Source organism: Geminicoccus sp., assembly GCF_035556675.1.
Lineage (GTDB): Bacteria > Pseudomonadota > Alphaproteobacteria > Geminicoccales > Geminicoccaceae > Geminicoccus.
The window spans coordinates 1-22928 of sequence record NZ_DATMFZ010000236.1; the positions used below are offsets into that span (position 1 = coordinate 1).

At 68.0% G+C, this 22928-nt stretch carries 17 protein-coding genes and 1 riboswitch; of the genes, 13 read left to right on the forward strand and 4 right to left on the reverse strand.

Annotated features, from left to right (window positions below; all coding sequences use genetic code 11):
• Nucleotides 1–31 precede the first annotated feature (31 nt).
• A riboswitch (cobalamin riboswitch) is annotated at nucleotides 32–240 on the forward strand.
• Between the two features lie 225 nt (nucleotides 241–465).
• The 5 genes from VNS22_RS16735 to VNS22_RS16755 all read left to right on the forward strand — a co-directional run bounded on the left by VNS22_RS16735 (nucleotide 466) and on the right by VNS22_RS16755 (nucleotide 6869).
• Complete coding sequence (locus VNS22_RS16735) at nucleotides 466–2436, forward strand: TonB-dependent receptor plug domain-containing protein (RefSeq protein WP_325734388.1); 1971 nt, start codon at nucleotides 466–468, stop codon at nucleotides 2434–2436.
• A complete protein-coding gene (locus VNS22_RS16740) occupies nucleotides 2433–3260 on the forward strand; it encodes an ABC transporter substrate-binding protein (RefSeq protein ID WP_325734390.1) in 828 nt (275 codons plus the stop codon). The genes VNS22_RS16735 and VNS22_RS16740 overlap by 4 nt, the downstream gene beginning before the upstream one ends.
• Entirely contained in the window at nucleotides 3257–4237 is a 981-nt protein-coding gene (locus VNS22_RS16745; RefSeq protein ID WP_325734392.1) for an iron ABC transporter permease, read from the forward strand. The genes VNS22_RS16740 and VNS22_RS16745 overlap by 4 nt, the downstream gene beginning before the upstream one ends.
• Entirely contained in the window at nucleotides 4234–5025 is a 792-nt protein-coding gene (locus VNS22_RS16750) for an ABC transporter ATP-binding protein (protein ID WP_325734394.1), read from the forward strand. The genes VNS22_RS16745 and VNS22_RS16750 overlap by 4 nt, the downstream gene beginning before the upstream one ends.
• A gap of 194 nt (nucleotides 5026–5219) precedes the next feature.
• Nucleotides 5220–6869 (forward strand): glycosyltransferase family 39 protein, encoded by a 1650-nt coding sequence (locus VNS22_RS16755; RefSeq protein ID WP_325734395.1) that lies wholly within the window; start codon nucleotides 5220–5222, stop codon nucleotides 6867–6869.
• A 65-nt stretch (nucleotides 6870–6934) separates the two neighbouring features.
• Here the strand turns inward: VNS22_RS16755 and VNS22_RS16760 are convergent, their stop codons facing one another.
• Together VNS22_RS16760 and VNS22_RS16765 are read right to left on the reverse strand one after the other, a co-directional pair.
• Complete coding sequence (locus VNS22_RS16760; RefSeq protein WP_325734397.1) at nucleotides 6935–8818, reverse strand: ABC transporter ATP-binding protein; 1884 nt, start codon at nucleotides 8816–8818, stop codon at nucleotides 6935–6937.
• Entirely contained in the window at nucleotides 8811–9983 is a 1173-nt protein-coding gene (locus tag VNS22_RS16765; RefSeq protein ID WP_349261818.1) for a beta-glucosidase, read from the reverse strand. The genes VNS22_RS16760 and VNS22_RS16765 overlap by 8 nt, the downstream gene beginning before the upstream one ends.
• 98 nt (nucleotides 9984–10081) lie before the next feature.
• Here VNS22_RS16765 and VNS22_RS16770 point away from each other — a divergent pair, with 98 nt between their 5' ends.
• On the forward strand, nucleotides 10082–10357 hold the full coding sequence (locus VNS22_RS16770) for a hypothetical protein (protein ID WP_325734399.1): 276 nt from the start codon (nucleotides 10082–10084) through the stop codon (nucleotides 10355–10357).
• A 71-nt stretch (nucleotides 10358–10428) separates the two neighbouring features.
• Here the strand turns inward: VNS22_RS16770 and glf are convergent, their stop codons facing one another.
• Nucleotides 10429–12708 (reverse strand): UDP-galactopyranose mutase, encoded by a 2280-nt coding sequence (gene glf / locus VNS22_RS16775; protein WP_349261819.1) that lies wholly within the window; start codon nucleotides 12706–12708, stop codon nucleotides 10429–10431.
• A 1219-nt stretch (nucleotides 12709–13927) separates the two neighbouring features.
• Between glf and VNS22_RS16780 the strand changes: the two genes are divergently transcribed.
• Nucleotides 13928–14182 carry a SemiSWEET transporter gene (locus VNS22_RS16780; protein ID WP_325734402.1) on the forward strand — a complete coding sequence of 85 codons (255 nt, stop codon included), beginning with the start codon at nucleotides 13928–13930 and terminating at the stop codon, nucleotides 14180–14182.
• A 240-nt stretch (nucleotides 14183–14422) separates the two neighbouring features.
• Here the strand turns inward: VNS22_RS16780 and VNS22_RS16785 are convergent, their stop codons facing one another.
• Nucleotides 14423–14905 (reverse strand): hypothetical protein, encoded by a 483-nt coding sequence (locus VNS22_RS16785; RefSeq protein WP_325734404.1) that lies wholly within the window; start codon nucleotides 14903–14905, stop codon nucleotides 14423–14425.
• A 166-nt stretch (nucleotides 14906–15071) separates the two neighbouring features.
• Between VNS22_RS16785 and VNS22_RS16790 the strand changes: the two genes are divergently transcribed.
• From VNS22_RS16790 to VNS22_RS16815, 6 genes are all read left to right on the forward strand, one after another.
• Nucleotides 15072–16214 carry a sugar ABC transporter substrate-binding protein gene (locus VNS22_RS16790; RefSeq protein ID WP_325734406.1) on the forward strand — a complete coding sequence of 381 codons (1143 nt, stop codon included), beginning with the start codon at nucleotides 15072–15074 and terminating at the stop codon, nucleotides 16212–16214.
• A 78-nt stretch (nucleotides 16215–16292) separates the two neighbouring features.
• Entirely contained in the window at nucleotides 16293–17867 is a 1575-nt protein-coding gene (locus VNS22_RS16795) for a sugar ABC transporter ATP-binding protein (protein WP_325734408.1), read from the forward strand.
• Nucleotides 17864–18835 carry an ABC transporter permease gene (locus tag VNS22_RS16800; RefSeq protein ID WP_325734410.1) on the forward strand — a complete coding sequence of 324 codons (972 nt, stop codon included), beginning with the start codon at nucleotides 17864–17866 and terminating at the stop codon, nucleotides 18833–18835. Before VNS22_RS16795 ends, VNS22_RS16800 begins: the two co-directional genes overlap by 4 nt.
• A gap of 2 nt (nucleotides 18836–18837) precedes the next feature.
• Nucleotides 18838–20364 (forward strand): FGGY-family carbohydrate kinase, encoded by a 1527-nt coding sequence (locus tag VNS22_RS16805; RefSeq protein WP_325734412.1) that lies wholly within the window; start codon nucleotides 18838–18840, stop codon nucleotides 20362–20364.
• Between the two features lie 15 nt (nucleotides 20365–20379).
• Nucleotides 20380–22119: a glycerol-3-phosphate dehydrogenase/oxidase gene (locus tag VNS22_RS16810; protein ID WP_325734414.1), complete on the forward strand. Its 1740-nt coding sequence runs from the start codon at nucleotides 20380–20382 to the stop codon at nucleotides 22117–22119.
• Nucleotides 22116–22928 (forward strand): DeoR/GlpR family DNA-binding transcription regulator, encoded by an 813-nt coding sequence (locus VNS22_RS16815; protein ID WP_325734416.1) that lies wholly within the window; start codon nucleotides 22116–22118, stop codon nucleotides 22926–22928. Before VNS22_RS16810 ends, VNS22_RS16815 begins: the two co-directional genes overlap by 4 nt.

Here is a 22928-nt window from a genome sequence, read left to right on the forward strand (position 1 = left end):
TTCGATGTTGCTGAACCCGCTACCTCTGCCTATCGTCCGGCCCGCCGACGGTTCCCCGGAAGGGGAGGCAAGAGGGAACAGGGAGCATTGGCCGAAGCAGCGGCCGATCGCGAGCCCTGGCTACCCCCGTAACTGTGCGCGGCGAGCCGATCTCCTTTCCATGGCCACTGGGCGACCGGGAAGGCCGGGGATCGGCTACGACCCGTGAGCCAGGAGACCTGCCGACGGTAGTGTCGCTTGATCCATGCCTGCGGGTGGCGGGTGTGGGACGGGTACCCGTTCGCGGCGATGCGCTGGTCGTATCGAGGGCGGGAATCCGTGCAGCGCATGGACAAGGTCATCATTGCCGCGGGCATCGCCCGCAGCCTGCAGCTGCCCTCGGACGGCCATCCACCGGCATGGATGGCCCGCTTCGCCGCTTGGCCGCCCATGCCCTCGGTTCGTCCCGATCGAGGGAATTGCTTCATGGTCATCGTATCCGACGCAGCACGCCTGGCCGGTGCCGCGTCCGTTCTCGCCCTGGTCCTGGGTCAGGCACCGGTCCTGGCACAGGAGTCGCCGCTCGCCCTGCCGGGCGTGGTGGTGAGCGCCAGCCGCATCGCCGTGCCGGCCGAGCAGGTCGGCAGCAGCGTCACCGTCATCACCGCCGAGGAGCTGGCGGAGCGCCAGACCGTGCTGGTGGCCGACATCCTGCGCGACGTGCCGGGCGTGGCAGTCAGCCGCTCCGGCGGGGTCGGCACGCCCACCCAGGTCCGGATCCGAGGTGCCGAAGCCAACCAGACCGTGGTGATCATCGACGGGGTCGAGGCGGGCGACCCGGTCAGCGGCGAGTTCGACTTCGGCTCCCTGCTGGCGGGCGACATCGAGCGGATCGAGGTGCTGCGCGGGCCTCAGAGCGCGCTCTGGGGCGCCGATGCAATCGGCGGCGTCGTCAACATCGTGACGCGCAAGGGGACGAAGGGCTGGCAGGCCCATCTTTCCGGCGAGACCGGCTCGTTCGCCACGGTTCTGGGCAATGCCCGCATCGCCGGCGGCAACGACCGGGTCGACGGGGCGCTGGCCGTGTCCGGGCTCACCACCGAGGGCTTCAACATCGCGCGCGAGGGCGGCGAGAAGGACGGTGCCGGCAACCTCACCCTGCAGGGCAATCTCCGCTACCGCCCGCTGGACAATCTCGAGCTGGCGCTGACCGGCCGCCACGCGGACACCCGCACCGATACCGACCCGCAGGACTTCGCCTTCCCGCCCACGCCGACGAACGGGCTGGTAATCGACGGCGACGAGCAGACCAGGACCAGCCAGTTCACCGGGCGCGCCCAGGCGACGCTGGACCTCATGGAAGGTGCCTGGCGCCACACGCTGGGCGCGAACCTCACCGAGATCGACTATCGCTACTATATCGACGGCCAGCGGACCGGCGGCAATGACGGCCGGCGCACCCGGTTCGACTACCAGAGCAGCTACCGCTTCGAGACGCCCGGCTTCGCCGCGGCCACCCACGACCTGATCCTGCTGGCCGAGCACGCCCGCGAGACCTTCGAGAACATGGGTGCCACGCCCGATGCGCCGGAGAACCAGAAGCGGCATCGCGACCAGACCGGTCTGGTCGGCGAATACCGGCTGGGCCTCTGGCAGCAGCTGTTCCTGTCCGGTGCGGTCCGGCAGGACTGGAACAGCGGGTTCGACGACGCGACCACTTGGCGGCTGACCGCAGCCTATCTGGTCCCGGCGGTCGGGACCCGGCTGCACGGCAGCTACGGCACCGGGGTCACCAACCCGACCTTCTACGAGCAGTTCGGCTTCTTTCCCGAAAGCTTCGTCGGCAACCCGGACCTGAAGCCGGAAAAGTCCGAAGGCTTCGACGTCGGCATCGAGCAGCCGTTCTTCGACGGGCGGCTGGTGGCGGATCTCACTTTTTTCCATACCGACCTGGAGGACGAGATCGTCACCGCGTTCGACCCGGCCACCTTCCTCAGCACGGTGGTCAACCAGGATGGCCGCAGCCGCCGCCAGGGCGTCGAGCTGGCGCTGACCGCGGAGCCATGGGCCGGCGGCAGCCTGCATGCCGCCTACACCTATACCGACGCCGAGGATCCGGACGGCGGGCAGGAGGTTCGCCGGCCGCGCCATGTCGCCAGCCTCCAGGCTAGCCAGCGCTTCCTGGACGGCCGCGCCCAGCTCGGCATCGGGATCCAGTATAATGGCCGCCAGACCGACAGCGAGTTCGTCAGCACCACGCCCGGAACCACGGTCGAGCTGGATTCCTACACGCTGGTGGACCTGTTCGGCGCCTATGCGCTGACCGACCGGGTCGAGCTCTATGGCCGGGTCGAGAACCTGTTCGACGAAAGCTACGAGGAAGTGTTCAGCTACAGCGCCCCGGGCATCGCCTTCTATGCCGGCATGCGCGTCAGTCTGGGCGGCGGGGCGACATGATCCGCCCTGCCCTCTTGGGCCTCCTGGCGCTCCTGCTGGCGCCGGCCCCCGCCGCAGCGGAGCCGCCCAGGCGGATCGTGTCGTTCAACCTGTGCAGCGACCAGCTCGTGCTGCTGCTGGCCAGGCGCGAGCGGATCGCCTCGGTGAGCTATCTCGCGGCCGACCCGGCCATGTCGGCCCTGGCCGAACAGGCGCAGGGCCTGCACCTGAACCATCGCCAGGCTGAGGAGATCCTGGCGCTGGACCCGGACCTGGTGCTGACCAGCACTTTCACCGACCGCACCACGACGGCATTGCTGGCGCGGCTCGGCCGCCGCGTGGTGGCGCTGCCGCCCGTGGCGAGCCTGGCCGAGACCAGGGCGCAGATCCTGGAGGTGGCGGACCTCCTGGGCGAGCCCGCGCGCGGCCGGGCCGTGGTGGCGCAGCTCGACGCGGCGCTGGCGGCAGTGCCGCCGCCTGCCGCCCCGCGGGCGCGCGCCGTCCTGTTCCAGGCGAACGGCTGGACCGAGGGCCCGGCCACGCTCGCCGGCGACGTGCTCCGCCATGCCGGGCTGGACAATCTGGCGGCGTCCTACGGGATCGATGCCTATGGCCGGCTGCCGCTCGAGACCGTGCTGCTGGCAGCACCCGATCTGGTGGTGAGCGGCACCATGCCGGACGGAGCCCCCTCGCTGGCCCAGGCCACGCTCGACCACCCGGCCCTGCGCGCCGCCCTGCCGGACCGGCGGCGCGTCCGGGTGCCCGAAGCGCTCTGGACCTGCGGCCTGCCGCAGACGACGGACGCCGTCGCCCTGCTCGCCCGGGCACGGGACCGGCTGCAGTGAGCGATCGCGCCCTGGGGACGGGCCTCGTCCTGCTGCTGGCCCTGCTGTTCTCGGGCTCGCTGCTGCTGGGGCCGGCCACGCCGGCCCTGGCGTTCCTGGAAGGCCTGCTGGCCGACCCGGACGGGCCGCTCTGGCTGATCCTGGTCGAGATCCGGCTGCCCCGGGCCCTGCTGGGGGCGATGACCGGGGCCAGCCTCGGCCTGGCAGGGGCGGCCCTGCAGGGCTATCTGCGCAATCCCCTGGCCGAACCCGGCATCGTCGGCGTGTCCGCGTCGGCCGCCTTCGGCGCGGTGCTGGCCTTCTATTCCGGCCTCGCGACGCTCCTGCCGCTGGCCATGCCGGTGTCCGGCATCCTGGGTGCCCTGCTGGGCGTCTTGCTGGTGCAGGCGCTGGCCGGCACCGCCACGCTCGGCCTGATCCTGGCGGGCGTGGCGGTCAGCAGCTTCGCGAGTGCTTTGACCTCGCTCGCCCTGAACCTCTCGCCCAACCCGTTCGCCGCGACCGAGATCACCTTCTGGCTGATGGGCTCGCTGGCCGACCGCAGCCTCGACCATGTCTGGCTGGCCCTGCCCTTCACGGTGGCCGGCTGGCTGTGCCTCCTGACCACCGGACGGGCGCTGGACGCGCTCAGCCTGGACGAGGATGCCGCGGCCAGCCTGGGCTTCGACCTGGCCCGGCTCCGCCTGGTCCTGCTGGCCGGCGTCGCCCTGGCGGTGGGGGCGGCCACCGCCGTCACCGGGGTGGTCGGGTTCGTCGGCCTGGTGGTGCCGCATCTGCTCCGCCCGCTGGTCGGCCACCGGCCGGCGCGGCTGCTGCCGTTGAGCGCGCTGGGCGGTGCCTGCCTGATGCTGGCAAGCGACCTCCTGGTGCGGCTGGTCACGCCGGGCCAGGAGCTGAAGCTGGGCGTGGTCACCGCCCTGATCGGCACGCCGTTCTTCTTCTTCCTGGTGCTGCGCGCCGCGAGGACCGCGCCGTGAGCCGGCTGGTCGCCGATCGGCTGACCTTCCTGCGCGGCGGCCGCCGGCTGCTGGACGAGGTGAGCGCCACGTTCGGCGCGGGCGGGCTGACCGGCCTGATCGGCCCGAACGGGGCGGGCAAGACCACGCTCTTGCGCTGTCTGGCGGGCCTGGTCTTGCCGCAGCAGGGCCAGGTCAGGCTGGACGGCCGTGCGCTCGCCGACTGGCCGGCTAGGGCGCGCGCCCGGCAGCTCGCCTATCTGCCCCAGGCCGACACCGTCCACTGGCGGCTCAGCGTCGCCGATCTGGTGATGCTCGGCCGGCTGCCGCACCGGCAGGGCCGAAGTGGCCCCGGCCCGGAGGATCACGAGGCGGTCGCCGAAGCCCTGGCCGCCACGGACTGCGCGGACCTCGCGGCACGCCCAGTCGACACGCTGTCCGGCGGCGAGCGGGCGCGCGTCCTCCTGGCCCGGGCACTGGCCGGCAAGCCCGCCATCCTGCTCGCCGACGAGCCCACCGCCGGCCTGGATCCCTACCACCAGCTCGAGGTGATGGAACGACTGCAGTGGCTGGCGCAGAGCGGCACCACCGTCCTGGTGGTCCTGCACGACCTGTCCGCGGCCGTGCGCTTTTGCGGCTGCCTCGTCCTGCTCGACCGGGGCCGCGTGGTGGCGGCGGGCAATCCGGACGAGGTGACGGCAGCGCCCAACCTCGAGACCGTCTTCCGCGTCGAGGCGGCACGTGGCCAATTGCCGGAAGGACCCTATCTCCTGCCGCGGCGGCGGATCCTGGACGGAGCGGCGGATTGAACGAGTCAGGCCGCTGGCCGAGCTGACGAGCAGCAGACGGGACGGCAGGCCCCGACCGGTCAGGGTTGCGATGATCCGCTGGATGACATCCTGTTGAAGATGGTGCCGGGATTGTCTTCCATCAGAACTCCGCCAGGACCATGCGCGGTCGGTCCGACACGTGCCGGGACCGCGAAGGAGAGTTCGGGTGAGCGATGACTGATGGTTCGGCACGCCAAGCCGAAGCGGCAGGCGGGCTCCGGGTGGCGCTGGGGTTCATCGTCCTGGCGATCGTCCTGCGGCTGCCGGCGATGCTCTACTCGGTGCTGAACTTCGACGAGAGCATGTACCTGCTGATGGGCGACAAGCTGCGGCAGGGCTTCCTGCCGTACACGGCGCTCTGCGACCTTAAGCCGGCCGGCCTGTTCGGCCTGTTCGCGTTGATCAGCGCGCTGCCGATGGACGGGGTGCTGGCGATGCGCCTGTGCGCCGCCATCGCGGTCGGCCTCGGTGCCTTCCTGCTCTGGATGGTGGCGCCACGCCTGTTCGACGACCCGCAGCGCCGCATCGGGGCGGCGGCCGGCCTCGCCTATATCGTCTTCATGCTGGCCAATGGCGGGCTGAATGCCCAAGCCGAGCTGTTCATGAACCTCGCGTCGCTGCTGGGCCTGCTGCTCGCCCTGCAGGCGACCGGCACCGGCGGGCGACCGAAGCTCGGCCTCATGGTCACGGCGGGCCTGGTCCTGGGGGTGGGCCTGCAGATCAAGCAGGTCGTGGCCATCGACATGCTGGCCTATCTGTTCGGCTTCTTCCTCCTGACCACGCAGGGCCTCCGGCAACTGCCCGCGCGCATCCGGGAAGCCTGGCTGCCGCTGGCAGCGCTGGGGCTCGCCGCCACCGTGCCGACGCTGCTGGTCATGCTGGTCTATGCGGCCAGCGGGCACTGGGACGCCTGGGTGGCGGGCAACCTCACCACCCATCGCGGCTTCTATGGCGACACCGGCCCGCAGATCGGCTGGGACGCCGGCTTCCGTGCCATGGTGGAGCAGGCACCGCTGTGGCTCGCGGCCCTCGCCGTCCTGGTCGTCGGCAAGCACCTCGCCCACGACCTGGGCGAGCGGCGCGCCATCCTGTTCCTGTGGCTCTGGATCGTCCTGGTCGGGATCGGCCAGGTCTTCCTGCGCTTCATGTCCGACCACTATTTCCTGCAGTTCCTGATGCCGCTGGGCCTGCTCACCGGCTTCCTCCTGGGACGTGGCGTCCTGGAGCGGCTGGACGGCGGCTTCGGGCGGCGTGCCATCCTGGCAGCACTCGTGGTGCTGGGCGTCTTCGCGGTCGCCAAGAACCCGATCGTGAACGCCATCTACATAGCATGGGACCGCTATGTCGGCGGCGAGGCCCATGCCGGCGATGCGGCACGGCAGGCAGCCGCGGAGATGGCGAAGGACCTGCGCCCGGGCGATGCGCTCTATGTCGTGGGCTTCATGCCGATCGTCTACTACCTGACCGGTGCGGAGATCCCGACCCGGTTCGCCTTCACCGGCCTGCCCAACCAGCGATTTCCGGGCCGCGACGGCTGCGCCTGGGTCGAGCCCCGGGTCGAGCTGCAGCGGATCCTGGATTCGAACCCGCGCTTCATCCTGGTCGAGCAGGGCGTGTACTTCGAGGAACTGCCGCCCGAGCTGAAAACGCCGCTGCTCGACCGGCTGGGCCAGCGCTACCGCCTGCGCGCCGAGTTCGCGCAGCACCCGATCCACCGGCTCTATCCGTTCGAGCGCTTCGTCATGAACGGCGCCGCAGCGGCCAGGCTGTACGAGCGGATCGATCCTGCAGTGAGCCCGGGGGCTGCCTCGATCTCCAGCTGAGCCGGGACCTCAGCCGGACCGGCAACTGGAAAGGCCGGGGCGGTTTCATCACGGGATGAACCGCTCTAGGCCGCGCGTTCCTGCCCGGCCGAAGCATATCCCAGCGGCTCCGCGCCCTCGATCGGCAACCCCTCAGCCTGCAGGCGCCACATCCGGGTGAACAGGCCGCCGCGGCGACGCAGCTCATGCGCCGGGCCTTCCTCCACGATGCGTCCACCCTGCATGACCAGTACCCGGTCGAACGCGGCGACGGTGGAGAGGCGGTGCGCCACGGCGATGACCGTGCGCTCCTGCATCAGGTCGACCAGGGAATGCTGGATCGCCATTTCGGATTCGGTGTCGAGGGCGGAGGTGGCCTCATCGAGGATGATGATCGGTGCGTTCTTCAAGAAGGCGCGGGCGATGCCGATCCGCTGGCGCTGGCCGCCGGACAGCTTGGCACCGCGCTCGCCGACCATGGTGTCGTAGCCTTCGGGCAAGCTGCGGATGAAGCCGTCGCAGCAGGCGGCGCGCGCAGCGGCATACACCTCCTCGTCGGAGGCGTCGGGGCGGCCGAAGCGGATGTTCTCCATGACCGAGCGGTGGAACAGGCTGATCTCCTGGGGCACCACTGCCAGCGCATCGCGCAGGCTGTCCTGGGTGATGCTCGTCACCGACTGGCCGTCGATCAGGACGTCGCCGCTCTGAACGTCGTAGAGGCGCTGGATCAGGCTGATCAGGGTCGACTTGCCGGCACCGGAGGGGCCCACGATCCCGACCTCCTCGCCTGGCCGGATGAACAGGCTCAGCTCATGCACCGCCTCCCGGCCGGGCCCGCCATAGGTGAAGCCGGCCTTGCGGAACTCGACCGAGCCGCCACCCCGGTGCAGCACGCGATGGCGGGGATCGTCCACCAGGGACGGCCGCTGGCCGATCAGCTTCAACGTGTCCTGGATGAAGCCGAACTGCTGGCCGACATCGACCAGGGCGAGCGACAGGTCCCGGGTACCGTGCAGGATGCGAAAGGTGAGCGTGCTCACGATGACGACGTCACCGGTGGTGATGGCGCCCCGGCTCCAGAGGTAGAGCGCCCATGACAGCATGCCGCTGACCATACCCCACAGCAGGATGTCGTAGAGGAGCCGGGTCTTCTCCAGGAACATCCAGCTCCGGCGCTGCAGGCGCGATTCGACCGCGAAGCTGCCGGCCAGGCGCTGGCGCTCCCGCTTGCGGGCCGAGAACGCCTTCACTGCCCACATGTTGGAGATCACGTCGGTGAGCCCGCCAGCCGTCTCGGCCGCCCTTCCGGCGAACGCCTGATGCATGGGCCGGCCGCGCTCGCCGAACAGGATCAGGCCGACCGTGACCGCCACCACATAGACTCCGAGCACCAGGGCCATCTGCCCGTTGATCGTGGCGAACACGACCAGGGCACCCAGGAAGTCGATGGTGGGCGGGGTGATGCGCCAGACGAGCGTGTTCGACAGCGCTCCGAAATTGCCGGCGGTGGCGGTGATCCGCTGGCCCAGCGAACCGGCCAGGTTCTCGGTGAAGTACCGCATCGGCTGACCGCTCAGATGGTCGAACAGGTCGAGCCGCATGTCGACCCCGACCCCGATCGTGGCGCGGCAGCCGAGCCAGCCGCTGGCCCGCCAGAGCAGGCTCTCGGCGGCGATCAGGACGATGAAGGTCGCGAGCGCTGTCCAGACCAGGCCGATATGGTCGCCGGGCCCGGCTGCCATCCCGTCGACCAGCAGCTTCATCGCGTACTGCACGCCCACGGCCGAGCAGCCGGCCACGACGACCAGCACCGCCAGGAAGATGAAGTGCCAGCGCCAGGACGCCAGGTAATGCATGATGAAGGATCGGGGGCTGCGCAGGTAGCGCGGCGGGTCCTGCGGATCCGCCGCGGCATCGCGCGACTTCAGGCGCGGCCGGGAGCCTTCGAGCAGTGCTGCGCTGTCAATCATCACTGCTCGCCAGGATCAGGACGGGACGATCGGAATGCCGGGACGGGGTGATCGCCTGGAAGGCCATCTGCTGGCGTTCGAACTCGTCGCGCAGCGGCTCGCAGACGGCACGCCGGCCCTCGCTGTCGGGCTTGGTCAGGAGGCCGACCTCGCAGTGCCGATTGTTGTCCCAGCCGGGGTAATCCAGGATCGGATAGTAGCAGATCCCGAGCACGGGCACGTTCAGCGCCATGGCGGCACGCACCTCGGCACCGACATAGTGCAGCCATGACGGCCTGGCCGAGCCTTCGGCACCGGTCTCGGTGACCAGGACCGGCCGGCCGTAGCGCTCATGCAGTTCGGCCAGCATCATGCGGAATGGCCGATAGGCATGATGGCCGAAGGGAATCGTGCGGCCGCGATAGTACCACTGGTTCTCGGGATAGAAGTTCGCCCCGATGATGTCGAGGCAGTCCGCAGCACCGCCGAGCTCCGGCTCCAGCCGCCCGGAAATCAGGTCGTACGCCTCGAACTGGGCCAGGCGATACGCTTCGGCGCCGGCGCGTGCCTTGCCGGACAAGGCGGCCGAAGTGACGTGAATGGAGGGTTCGGCATAAACGAAGCGGGCACGCGGCTCGACCGCACGGATCGCCCGGGTCGCCGCGAGTGCGGCGCGCACCAGCTGGCGCTTGAGTTCGCCTCCCCGCCCGCGCGTGCCCGGGTTCATCCTGGCGACGTCGCCGCCGGCCCAGGCCCAGAACGAGATTTCGTTCATGGGGCAATAGAGCGGGACATCGTCGCTCTCCTCGCGCATCAGGCGGGCGACCTCGCCGGCGAAGCGGGCAAAGCGCTCGGGAAATTCAGCCGACCAGATGTCGAGGTCATCGGGCCAGCCATAGTGGCAGAGGTCCCAGATGACCTGGACCTCCGCGCACCGGGCGGCACGCAGCATCGGAAGGAAGCTCGACCAGTCATACGATCCCGGGCTCGATTCGATCAGATGCCAGCGCAAGCCGTCGCGGACGGTATGCAGGCCGAGTTCGCGAAGCTGGCGATAGTCCTCCTCGGCCAGCCGGTCATGCATGGTGGACCTGATCAGGTCGAGACGCCTGCCACCGCGCCGGCGGTGACAGGAGCATTCGAAGCCGCCCATCAGGAAGCTGCGAAACAAAGCCCCATCTCGCATGCGATATGAGTTCCCTCACAACAATTGCGCAGAGATGGTCTTGCCATCACTGCCAGAATTGGGCGCGCTGGCACTTGTCGGGATCTGCGACGAGGCTGGTGAAGATCAGCCCAGCTGAAGTTGATCCCCAGGGCATCTCGCTCTCGGTCGCTGCGCAACCGGCAGGAAACAAGACCAACACCCACGCCAAGCCGTTGCGCATGCGCCCAGCCATGAAGAAGATCTGGCGGCCAGCCGCCGCTCAGTTGTATTTTCCGAACATGAGCCAGTACCTTCGGGCTCATTTATTTCCGAAACTTAATCAGCTGCCTTTGCTGGGGACAGGCAACTCTTTCCGGATGCATGGCAGCCGTTCTGTCCCAATGCCTGTCTGACATGGATGGCACTTCCTTCGGGTTCGGGGGCGTCGGCTCGCTGCCGGGAGCGGCACCGCTCCCGCAGGCTCTCAAGCTGAATCGGCCAGGGCAACCGGTGCCGTATACACGGGCCGCTGCTGCTTCGGTTCCTCGCGCGTCGTCAGGCGCTTGTAGGTCGCCAGAGCCTGACCAACGACCTGATCCATGTTGTAGTACTGGTAAGTCCCGAGCCGCCCGACAAAGGTGACGTCGCGCTGCTTCTCCGCCAGGGCCGCGTATTGCCGGTAGAGCGCTTGGTTCTGTGGACGGGGAATCGGATAGTATGGGTCACCGTCCGCGCAGGGAAACTCGTAGCTGATACTGGTCTTCTCGTGAATCTGCCCGGTCAGGTGCTTGTACTCGGTGATCCGGGTATAGGGCACCTGCTCGGAGGGGTAGTTGACCACGGCGACCGGTTGGAAGCGCCGCTGGTCGAGCGTCTCGTGCCGGAACTCCAGGCTCCGGTAGGGCAGCTTGCCGAAACGGTAGTCGAAATACTCGTCGACCGGGCCGGTGAAGATGGTGTGCGCCGCCCGCACGTCCTTGCGGATGTCCTGGTAGGCTACCCCCAGCTCGAGATCGATATTGTCGTGGTCGAGCATGTTCTCGAACATGCGGGTATAGCCGTCGCGCGGCATCGCCTGGAAGCTGTCCAGGAAATAGCGGTCGTCGGTGTTGGTGCGGGTCGGGATGCGGGAGGTGACCGATTTGTCCAGGTCCGACGGGTCCAGGCCCCACTGCTTGCGGGTATAGCCGCGGAAGAAGGTCTCGTAGAGGTGCCGGCCGACCGCCGCCACCACGACATCCTCCGAGGTCCGCTTGACCTCGACCGGCTCGCCGCGGCTGGCCAGGAAGGCCGCGGCCTCCTCTTCCGTCCGCAGCGAAAGCCCATACAGGCCGTTCAGCGTGGTCCGGTTGATCGGGATGGGCAGGAGCTGGCCGTCCACGCTGGCGAGCACGCGATGCTCGTAGGGCCGCCAGCGGGTGAAGCGCGACAGGTAGTCGACGATCTGCTGGCTGTTGGTGTGGAAGATGTGCGGGCCGTACCGGTGGACCAGGATGCCGGCCGCGTCCTTCTGGTCGAAGGCATTGCCGGCGACGTGCGGACGGCGGTCGACCACGAGCACGCGCCTGCCCGATCCGGCCGCCAGGCGCTCGGCCAGGACGGAGCCGGCAAATCCGGCGCCGACGACCACCGCGTCATAGGCGGCGCGTCGGTTGGAGGGACGGATCGCGGGGTAGGACAGCGGCCTGGCGGCGGACGACGCCTGCCGCTGCGCCGCGCGTTGGGTGACCGCCTCCCCGATGATGCGGCACATCGACCCGAAGGTGCGATCCCACGACATGCCGGCGAGCAACCGATCGGCGTCCTGCTGGGCCGCCGATCGCTCCTGCGCCGAGGCCTGGAGCAGCCTCGCGCAGCCCGCGACGAAGTCGTCCGGCGTGTCGGCGATCACGACCGCCGCGGTCTCGCCATAGTGCCGGACGACATCCACGATCGGCGTCGATACCACCGCGCGGCCGCCGGCGAGATATTCAGGCGTCTTGGTCGGGCTGATGAAGCGCGTCGCCTCGTTGATCGCGAACGGCATCAGCGCGACGTCCCAGCCGGCCAGATAGTCCGGCAGCTCGGCGTATTGCTTGGCACCCAGATAGTGGATGTTGGGCAGTTTCGGCAGGTCGTCCGGGCTGATCTTCACGACCGGGCCGACGACGACCAGGCTCCAGTCCGGCCGCGCCTGTGCCACATGGCGCAGCAGGTCGAGGTCGAGACGCTCGTCCACCACGCCATAGTAGCCGAGCCGTGGACCGGGGATTGCGGCCTGGCCGGGGCAGTCCGGTTCCGCGCGGCTGCGCGCCTTGACGAAGTGCTCGACGTCCACGGCGGAGGGAAAGGGGTGGATGTTGTCGTGCAGATGACGCTTGGCCTCATAGAGACTATGGCCGCCAGTGAAGACGACGTCGGCCTTGTGGATCAGCTCCGTTTCGAGCGTGCGAAGCTCTGGTGGTGCCTGGCGGAAATTGCTGAGCTCATCCATGCAGTCATAGACGATGCCGCCGGCCTCGATGTCGCGCGCAAAGCCGAACATCATCGGCGTGTAGAACCAGAGCAGCGGCCGTGACACGCGGATCGTGGCGAGGAGGATGTTCAGCAGTTCCCGCAGGGCCTGGTCACGCGCCCGGGCGCCCCACCAGTGCGGCAGCCGCGGCCGCAGGGCGATGACGTTCGCATCGGGAAATGCATGATGCTCGAGGTAAGGCAGCGGATGATCGCAAGGTATGTATTCTTCAAAGAAAAATACTTGCTTGTGCTTGGCAAAGCGGCGCATCAGGTGCTGCGGCCTCTGCAGAACAAAATCCCATCTAAGATGAGAAAAACATATTATTGTATCATATCCGGTATAATTAAGATTTTCTTTCATCGAGGCAGGGGAGCAATAGCTTTCTATCTTGAATGAAATGTTCGTATCCAAAGGCTTGCCTCCTCGATGGGCGCCACGCCTTGAACAAACTGCAGTAGCGACTGACAGTTCCGGAGGCTCACCATCGAATGACAATTAGCTATATTATACACGTTCCTTTCGCATTTTTCGGTGGGCGATTTCTTGAAATCCACCCATTTAGAGAACTATTTATATTAACACTAATTATTATGCAATATCATTACTTGTCATAAATACATTAAATGTCATAAGAAATATTATTATTAGCGAACTTTAAGAAACCAATCACTCGTCTCGATTTAGAAGTATTATCTACTACGAATTGACAGTAAATAAATGATAGCTGATTCTAAAACAATTCCATGTCGAGCTTCCCGAGGAACACAGGATGCGTGGATGAAAAGAGATCCGAATGAATCGTCACCGGCGCGACCGGAATCGACCCGCTCGGATTGCATGAATGTGGTCATGATCTTCTGGGGCAGATGATCGCAAGAACCAGCAACGGCCGGCCCTGGAAGGCAGGCCGTTTGGGCATAGGTCGAACCTGCGATCCGCCTACAGGTGCAGCCCCACCGGCAGCCGGCCACGCCTAAGCGTAGATCCTGCTCACAGCCGCCTTGAGCATCACGCTGTGCCCGGCACCAATCAGTCGCTGGGGCCGTGACGGTTGGCGCGGTGCTGGTTCGATCCGTTGAGTCGGCCCGGCCAGGAGTTCGGCCAAGATATGCCGTCGTCGGCATGGGCATGCTCCGCGTGGAGCTTGATGCCGTGCAACGATGACTGACGTCTCGACCGGCACCGTCCGCCGCGGATGGCATTGCCGATGAATGCCGGCCGGGTTGCCGAAGCCGGCCGGACGAGGATGGTATGGGCGCCCGTGTGCTGCCAGGAGCGCACGGGGCCGGCTAGCCCGCCGGGTCGAGGCCGGTCAGCCCACGCTGCCACACGCTGCTGGCCACCTTCACCCGCCGGGCACCTCTGGCACATGGGTCGAGACAGGCGCGACGCACCGTCCAGCTGGCCTTGGGGCTTGTATCGCTCAAGCGGAGCAGGAACCGCCTTCGTTGGCTGGCGTTCTCCGACCTTGAGCGATGGAGGACGCATGCAGCTTCTAGATTTGACCGGCTACGCTGCGGCTCTCTGCACAACGAGCGCGTACGTCCCGCAAGTGCTCCGTGTCTGGCGGACTCGCTCGACCCATGACATCTCGCTCAAGATGTTCGTCGTCCTCGTCACCGGCATCTCGCTCTGGCTGACCTACGGCCTCTCGACGGGCGACTGGCCACTGGTCGCGGCGAATTCCATCACGTTGATCCTCGCCAGCACGATCTTGTACTTCAAGCTCCGTCACGGTTGACGCCGCCTTGGGCGGAGCTTCTCCACGAGCCACGATGATTCCTGCGCTCGGGTGATCCGGGTGAGCAGGCAAGGGAGAGTTGTCTCTCCGGTATGGCCCGAACCGAGAGCCGGCATCGGCGACCGCCAGTTGCGCGGCCGGTGCGGGCATCATGCTCGGCTGGACGTGCGGTTGCTGCCCGGAAACGGTCTTCAAAGGCTTAAACCGCTGATCCTGCTAGCCTCTTCAGCATGATCCGGCTCATGGCCGCATAGACCATGGTCTCATGCCAAGCCACTGAAGTTGTGACCGGATCAGATAGGGATAGGTGGTGAGGCTGGTGAGCCTGCCGGTTTCGGCGGCGAGGGTGTTCCAGGCGCGGCAGGTGGCGTCGAGGATGCCTCGATAATCCCCAGCCCAGTGCGAGAGGAAGCGCTCGCGTAGGCAGAGCCAGACCAGCTGCGGGCTGTAGGGCGGCAGGTGCAGGAGGGTGACGTTCTCGGGCACCTCGAGCCGCTTGGCACCATGCCAGCCGGCCTGATCCAGGACGAGGACAGCGTGGATGGCAGGCTCGAGTTGCTGGGCGAACGCCTTCAGGAACAGGCCCATCGTCTTGATGTCGGTGTCAGGCGCGGCAAGGACCAGGGTCTGATTGGTCGCTGGCTGGCAGCGAAGCCCTCCGCTGTGGAACCACAGGTTGCCGGGGCTCATTGCTGTCCGTGACATCAGACCACCAACGATCACAAGATCACATTAGATCTTAACAATGAAGCGGCTCGGATGTTGCGTTCCGTTGGCCCGGCAGCCGGGCCGTGGAGCGAGCCCGTCCAACAGAGGGGGCCGCCGCGAGGGCTTCAGGGGTCCGCACAGAGCACCGAGGAACAAGGTGCCGGGGAAGAGGAGGCTACAAATGAGCATCGGCAATAGACGTTGCACGGTCGTGGCTGCCCTGCTGGCGACGCTGGCCGGGGGCACGGCGCTGGCGGCGGAGAAGTATGAGGTCGCCGTCATTCGCTGGGCGCCGGAGGATATCTACTTCAACGGCGTCCAGCTCGGCCAGGAGATGGAATGCGACCGGATCATGAAGGAGGACGGCGTCGAGATCGAGTTCCGGGTATTCGGCGCCAATGACGTGAGCGCGCAACGCAACGCGCTCGACGCGCTGATCTCCCGCGGCGTGGACGGCGTGCTGATGGTGCCCTGGCGCGGCGAGGCGATGCGCGGCGTGGTCAACCAGCTCCACGACGACGGCATCCCGGTCGTGATCAGCAACAACATGGTGCCGGGTGCCAGGCAGACCTTCGTCGCCTTCGACAACGAGACTGCCGGTCGCCAGGGCGCCGAGGCGCTGGTCAAGCGGCTGACCGAGCTGCGCGGCGCCGATTGGGCCGACAAGGGCGGCGTGATCATCGAGCTGCGCTGTGTCATCACCGCATCGGCCGACATCGACCGCCACGACGGCTACCGCTCGGTGCTCGACCCCATCGTTGCCGAGCATTCCGGTGTGTCGGTCGAGGTCAACGAGGCCGGCTGCGCCGGCGGCAAGGCGCGCAAGGCGGTCGACGACATCATCGCCCGCCACGGCCCGGAGCAGATCCTGGCCGTGATCAGCATCGACGGCACCATGGGCGTGGGCGGCGCCGTGCCGGCCTTCCAGGCGCAGGGCATGCTGGTGCCGCCGGACGATCCCAAGCACATCCCGATCATCACGATCGACGGCACCATGCCCGAGCTGGAGGCGCTCGAGCGCGGCCACATCGACACGGTGATGGTCCAGCCGGCCTTCGGCGAGGGCATCATGTCGATGCGGCTGCTCTACGACATGATGAAGTCGGGCAAGATGCTGGAAGCACCGGCCGAGCCGCAGAAGCTCTATGCCGATGGCGACGAGCTGTGGATGCCGGTCGAGGTGCTGCCCTTCGACCAGTTCGACGGGCCATGGTACCGGATCCAGACCTATGGCGTCCCGCATGACGTCTCGCCCAAGGATCCGCGCAACTGGGCGGTGCAGATGTCCGAGCAGGGCGCTGCCCAGCCGGAAGGCGCCAACTGAGAGCGGCCGCCTGCTGCCCTGCCCTCCGGGGCGGCTGGCAGGCCATGCCTCGACGACATCCGTTCTGGACCATCCCCCATGCTCGCTGTCGCTCTCCCAACCGAGAGCCCGGCCCAGGCGGCCGAGTCCTACCGGCTGGCCGGCCTCACTCGCCGGTTTCCCGGTGTGCTGGCGGTCGACCGGGTCGACCTGACCGTCCGGCGCGGCGAAATCCACGGCATCATCGGCCGCAACGGTGCCGGCAAGTCGGTGCTGGTCAGCATGATCGCCGGGCTGATCCCGCCCAGCGCCGGTACGGTGCTGGCCGGTGGCGGCCAGCTCGATGCCGAGAATGCGACGCCGGTCCGGGCGCATCGGCTGGGCATCTCGCTGATCCCGCAGGAGCCGCGGTTCGCCCGGGCGCTCACCGTCACCGACAACCTGTTCATGGGCCGCGAGCTGACGGTGGGGCCGGGCTTTCTCGATCCGGCCGCCATGCGGCGGGCGGTGGCCGAGGTGATCGACCGGCTGGAGTTGGAGGCCAGTCCCACCAGCCGGATGGGTGATCTGCCGATCGAGACCCAGCAGCTCCTGGCGTTCGGCAAGGCGGTGTTCATCGAGCACGCCCGGATCATCCTCCTGGACGAGATCACCGCCTCCTTGTCCCGGCAGCGCAAGACCCGGCTCCTGGGCCTGCTGCGTACACTGGCCGCCGAATCGGCCGACCTGTCCTTCACCCTGATCTCCCATCACATCGCCGAGGTGATGGAGTTCACGGATCGGGTGACGGTGATGCGGGACGGTCGGGTCGTCGCGATGCGCGCCACCGCGAAGACCGACGAGCGGAGCCTGGCCAACTGGATCGTGGGCGACGTCAGGATCACCGGTACCGCGCAGGCCGCCAAGCCCGCTGCCAAGCCGCGGGCCGCAGCCATGCCGCTGCTCATGGCAGACCGGCTGGGCGACGGCCGCGACTTCCACGACCTGTCCTTCCAGCTGCAGCGCGGCGAGGTCATCGGCTTTGCCGGGCTGGAGGGCTCGGGCAAGGACGCCGCCCTGGAAGCGCTGTTCGGCCTGCGCCCGCTCCGGACCGGCGAGGTCCGCCTGGAAGGCAGCCCGGTGCGATTTGCCGCGCCGCGCGAGGCGCTCAAGGCCGGCATCGCCTTCCTGCCCAAGCACCGCGAGGTCCAGGCGGTCATCCAGAACCGGCCGGTAGAGGACAACACGCTGATCTCCAGCCTGCGCCGGATCCAGGGGCCCTTGGGCTTCCTGCGGGTGCACGAGGGCCAGCGCATCGCGCGCGAGAAGACCGCCGAGCTGCAGGTCAAGACGCCCAGCATCTTCACGCCGATCGACCACCTGTCCGGCGGCAACAAGCAGAAGATCCTGATCAACCGGCTGTCGCTGACCGTACCCAAGGTGTTCCTACTCAACGAACCGACCCGGGGCGTGGACCTGGCGGCCAAGCCGGCGCTCCTGCAGGTCGTGCGCGACAGACAGGCGGCGCAGAGCGGAGTGATCATGCTCTCCGAGAGCGAGGACGAACTGGTTGCCTGCTGCGACCGGGTGCTGGTGTTCTTCCGCGGCCGGATCACCCGGGTCCTGGAGCGAGGCAAGGCCGACTTCACCGTCGGCGAGATCTACAAGAGCGTTCAGGGGGTGGAGGAGCCATGAGCGGTTTCCTGCAAGCATTCGTCCGCACCGTGTTCGAGCGGCATCTGATCTGGGTGCTCCTGGTCCTGCTGGTCCTGATCGGCCTGACCGTTCCGGGCTTTTTGTCCACGCGCAACCTGATCAACGTGCTGTGGGCGGCAGCACCTTTGGGCTGCGTCGTGCTGGGCCTGTTCTTCGTGCTGCTGACCGGTAGCCTCGACCTGTCGCTGGAATCGACCTTCGCCCTGGCGCCCACGCTCGCGATCATGATCGTGCTGAACTGGCTGCCGGACCTGGTCTGGCCGGGGCTCACCATGCCCATCGTGCTGGTGATCGGCCTCGTCGCCGGCATGGTGAACGGGTTCATCTCGGTGCGGCTGGGCGTGAACGCCTTCCTGGTGACGCTCGCGACCTTGCTGGTGTACCGCGGGATCGTGATCTTCCTGATCCCGGAAGGCATCTACTACCTGCCGATCGAGATGACCTTCTGGGGCGAGAGCCGCGCCCTGGGCTTCCTGCCGATCGCGGTGATCATCTGGTTCGTCTTCTATGGGCTGGCCTTCGCGCTCATCAACTACCACCGCCTGGGCAAGAACATCTTCGCGCTCGGCAACAATCCGGAAGCCGCCTTCATCGCCGGGGTCGATGTCGACCGCACCCGGATCACCTGCTTCTGCATCGCCGGGATGCTGGCAGCGCTGGGCGGGCTGCTCGAGGTCGGGCGCCTGCAGTCGGCGGTGGCCGACCTCGGCCAGGGCGACATCCTGATGGCCTTCGCCGGTGCCATCCTGGGCGGCACCGGGCTTGCCGGCGGGGTGGGCAGCGTCGGCGGGATCTTCGCCGCCGTGCTGGTGATCTCGATCATCGAGAACCTGATGAACCTGTTCGGCGTCGAGCCCTCGGTGCGGCAGATCGTGTTCGGCCTGATCCTCCTGGCCGCGATCTACCTCACCAGCCTGCAGGGCCGGGTCCGGGTGCGGGCGGCCTGACCATGCCCGACCGCTACCTCCTCGGCATCGACAGCGGCCTGACCGTCACCAAGGCGGTGGTGTTCGACCTGGCCGGCCGTGCACTGGGCCTGGGCCGCTGCGAGATCACCACGCACAAGCCGAAGCCGCGCCACGTGGAGCGCGACATGGGCGAGCACTGGCAGGCGACCTGCCGGGCGATCCGGCAGGCGCTGATCCAGGCGACGGTTCCGCCGGACCGGATCGCCGCGATCGGCATCACCGGCCATGGCGACGGCGTGTACCCGGTCACGGCGACGGGCGAGCCCAACGGCCCGGCGATGCTGTCGCTGGACAGCCGCAGCAGCGGCATCGTCGAGGAGTGGCGGCGAGACGGCCGGATGGACGAGCTCCTGCGCCGCACCGGCCAGGCGACCCCGAGCTTCACCGCCGCCGCCCACCTGGCCTGGATGAAGCGCCACGAGCCGGAGCGCTACCGCAGCACCCGCTGGGTTCTGTTCTGCAAGGACTGGCTGCGCTTCCGGCTGACCGGCAAGCTCGCCACCGACCGGACCGAAGCCAGCTCCTCGTTCACCGACGTGCAGACCCAGCGCTACAGCAAGGAAGTGCTGGAACTCTACGGGATGCCGGAGCTGTGGGACGCCCTGCCGCCGGTCCTGGAGCCGACCGCGATCGCCGGCCTAGTGACGGCCGAGGCGGCGGCGGTCACCGGCCTGGCCGCGGGCACCCCGGTGGTCGCGGGCCTGCACGACGTGGTGGCGACACCGATCGGCATGGGCTGCATCGAACCGGCCCAGCTTTCCCTGATCGCCGGGACCTTCAGCATCAACTCGGTGCTCTCCACGGCCCCGGCCTTCGACCCGGACTGGTGCTGCCGCAACGGCTTCCGGCCAGGGGAATGGCTGGACGTCAGCGGCTCGCCGGCATCAGCGACCAACATCGACTGGTTCGTCCAGCAGTTCTGCCGCGACGCGCTGAAGGAGGCACGGGCACTCGGCTGCTCGCCGTTCGACCTGCTCCAGGACGAGATCGAGGCCGCGTTTGCCCGGCCGTCCGGCCTCGTCTACCACCCCTTCCTCTACGGCTCACCGCACGGCGACGCCGCTACGGCCGGCTTTCTCGGGATGCAGGCCTGGCACGAGCGCGGCCACCTGATCCGCGCCCTGTTCGAGGGCATCGTCTTCAACCATCGCTTCCACGTCGATGCGCTGCGCCGGGCCTTCCCGATGACCGAGGCACGCCTGGGTGGCGGCGGAGCACGTAGCCCGCGGCTCAGCCAGCTGTTCGCCGACACGCTGGATCTGCCGGTCACGATCGTCGACGCCGATGAGGCCGGTGCCCTGGGGGTCGCCCTGTGTGCCGGGATTGGCAGCGGCTGCTATGCCGACTACGCCCAGGCGGTGGCCGCTGCCTGCCGGATCCTCCGTCGGCACGAGCCTGATCCTGGACGCCATGCCACGCTCGACCGCGCCTACCACACCTATCTCGGCTCGATCCGTACGCTCACGCCGTTCTGGCCGGCCCTGCGCGCGACCGATGAGCTTGCTTGAACTGAGAGCTGCATCATGGCCATGACCCGCCAGCAACGTCTCGCCGCAGTCCGGACGAAGGCGCATTTCCCAGTTGTCATCGTCGGCGCCGGAATCAACGGCATCGGGACCTTCCGTGACCTGTCCCTGCAGGGCGTGGATTGCCTCATCGTCGACAAGGGTGATTTCTGCAGCGGTGCCAGCGCGGCACCCTCCCGCCTGATTCATGGCGGCCTGAAATACCTCGAGACCGGCGAGTTCCGTCTGGTCGCCGAGGCGACGCTGGAGCGCAACCGGCTGCTGCGCAACGCCGGGCATCTGGTCCGCCCGCTGGAAACGATGGTGCCGCTGTTCTCGTGGCTGGACGGGATCGGACCCACGGTGCGGCGCTTCTTCCGCCGTCCGGCACGGACCACCAGCCGGGGTGCCGCCATCATCGAGCTCGGCCTGTCGCTCTACGACTATCTGGGACGGCGCGAGCGGGTCATGCCCCGGCACCGCTTCTGGCGCCGGCAGGCGGCACTCCAGGCGATGCCGGGCCTGGATCCGCGCCTGGTCGCCGCGGCCAGCTACTACGATGCCTGGATCACCCAGCCCGAACGGCTGGGTCTGGAGCTGGTCATGGATGCCGAGGCGGCCAATCCCGGCTCGGTCGGCCTGAACCATGTCCGGCTGGTCGGCCGGGACGGCGGCCGGCTCCGCTTCCGGGACGAGCTGTCCCAGGAGGAGTTCGACGTCCGGCCCGACCTCGTCATCAATGCCGGCGGTGCGTGGATCGACCGGGCCAACCAGGCGATGGCGGTGCAAAGTCGCTACATCGGTGGCACCAAGGGCTCGCATCTCCTCCTGGACCATCCGGCCCTCCTGCGGGCATTGGACGGCCGGATGCTGTCCTTCGCCACGGCGGACGGCCGGCTCTGCCTGGCTTTCCCGTTCCTGGACCGGGTACTGACCGGCTCCACCGACCTGCGCATCGACGATCCGGACCAGGCGGCCTGCGAGGACGCCGAGATCGACTACATCCTGGCAGCTCTGGGGGCGATGTTCCCGGGCCTTCCGGTCGACCGCTCGCACATCGTCTACACCTATTGCGGCGTGCGGCCGCTGCCGCGCAGCGATGCCGCCGATGTCGGCGAGATCAGCCGGGACCACTCGGTGCCGATCGACGAGCCGACCACCGAGCGGCCTTTCCCGATTCTGTCGCTGGTGGGCGGCAAGTGGACCACGTTCCGCGCCTTTGCCGCGGAGACGGCCGATCGGGTGCTGGCCCGGCTGGGGCGGCAGCGCCGCTGCTCGACCGAGCTGGAGCCAATCGGCGGCGGTCGGAGCCTGCCGCCGGCGGGACCGGCCCAGGACGCCTGGATGGCGGAGTTCTCCACCCGCCGCGGGCTCGACCGCGACCGGGCGGCAGCACTCGTGCATCGCTACGGCAGTCGCGCCGAGGCCGTCGCCCGCTTCTGCGCCGCCGGAACTGACCGGCCCCTCAGGAGCCTGCCCGCCTATACTAGACGCGAGATCGAGTTCATCGCTCAGGAGGAGCAAGTCGGCACGCTGAGCGACGTGCTGTTGCGCCGGACCGTGATCGCGATCACCGGCCGCGCCAGCCTGGGCGTGGTCCAGGAGCTGGCCGAGGTGCTGAGCGACGTCCTCGGTTGGGACGCCACTCGTCTGGAGGCCGAGGTGGCGCGTACCCGGACGGAGCTGGCCGACCGTCACCGGGTCGAGCTGGCGGAGCAGGCGCCGACCCGCGTGACGCGCGTGGCAGTACCGACGTGAAGAGCGCTGCCCGCCGTCAGCGGATCGTCGACGCACTGATGGAGCAGGGCCTGGTCCAGGTCGATGACCTCGCCAGCTCGCTCCGGGTCAGCCGGATGACCATCCATCGCGATCTGGACACGCTCGAGGCGGAGGGGATCGTCTGCAAGGTCCGCGGCGGCGCCACCATCCAGTCGAACACCCTGTTCGAGAGCGATTTTCGCTACCGGGAGCGGGTGGCGCTGGAGGAGAAGCGCCTGCTGGCGGAGGCGGCGGCCGAGCTGATCGAGCCGGGCCAGGCGATCATCCTGGACGGCGGGACCACCATCCAGGCCCTGGCGCCGCTCCTGGCGCAGCGGCGGCCGCTCACCGTCATCACCAACAGCCTGGGGATCAGTGCCGCCCTGGCCGAAGCGCCCGGCATCAGCCTGATCGGCCTGGGCGGCGTCTACAGCCGGCACTATCACGGCTTCATGGGCGCCTTGGCCGAGCGGATGCTGGCCGACCTGCGCGCCAACCTCCTGTTCATGTCGACCGCCGCGGTCTGCGGGCGGACCGCCTTTCACCAGAACCCGCAGGTGGCCCAGGTCAAGCGGGCGATGATCGCTGCCGCCGAGCGGCGCTTCCTCCTGGTCGACCACAGCAAGTTCGGCAAGACTGCCCTGAACGTGCTGACCGACCTGACGACCTTCGAGGCAGTATTCACGGGCTCGGCCCTGCCTCAGGCCATCCGCGGGGAGCTGGCCGGCCAGGGCGTCACGCTGCGCATGGTGCAGATGCCGGAGCACGCAGGCCGCCCGGCGGACATGGTGAGATCGGGAGTGAGGTGA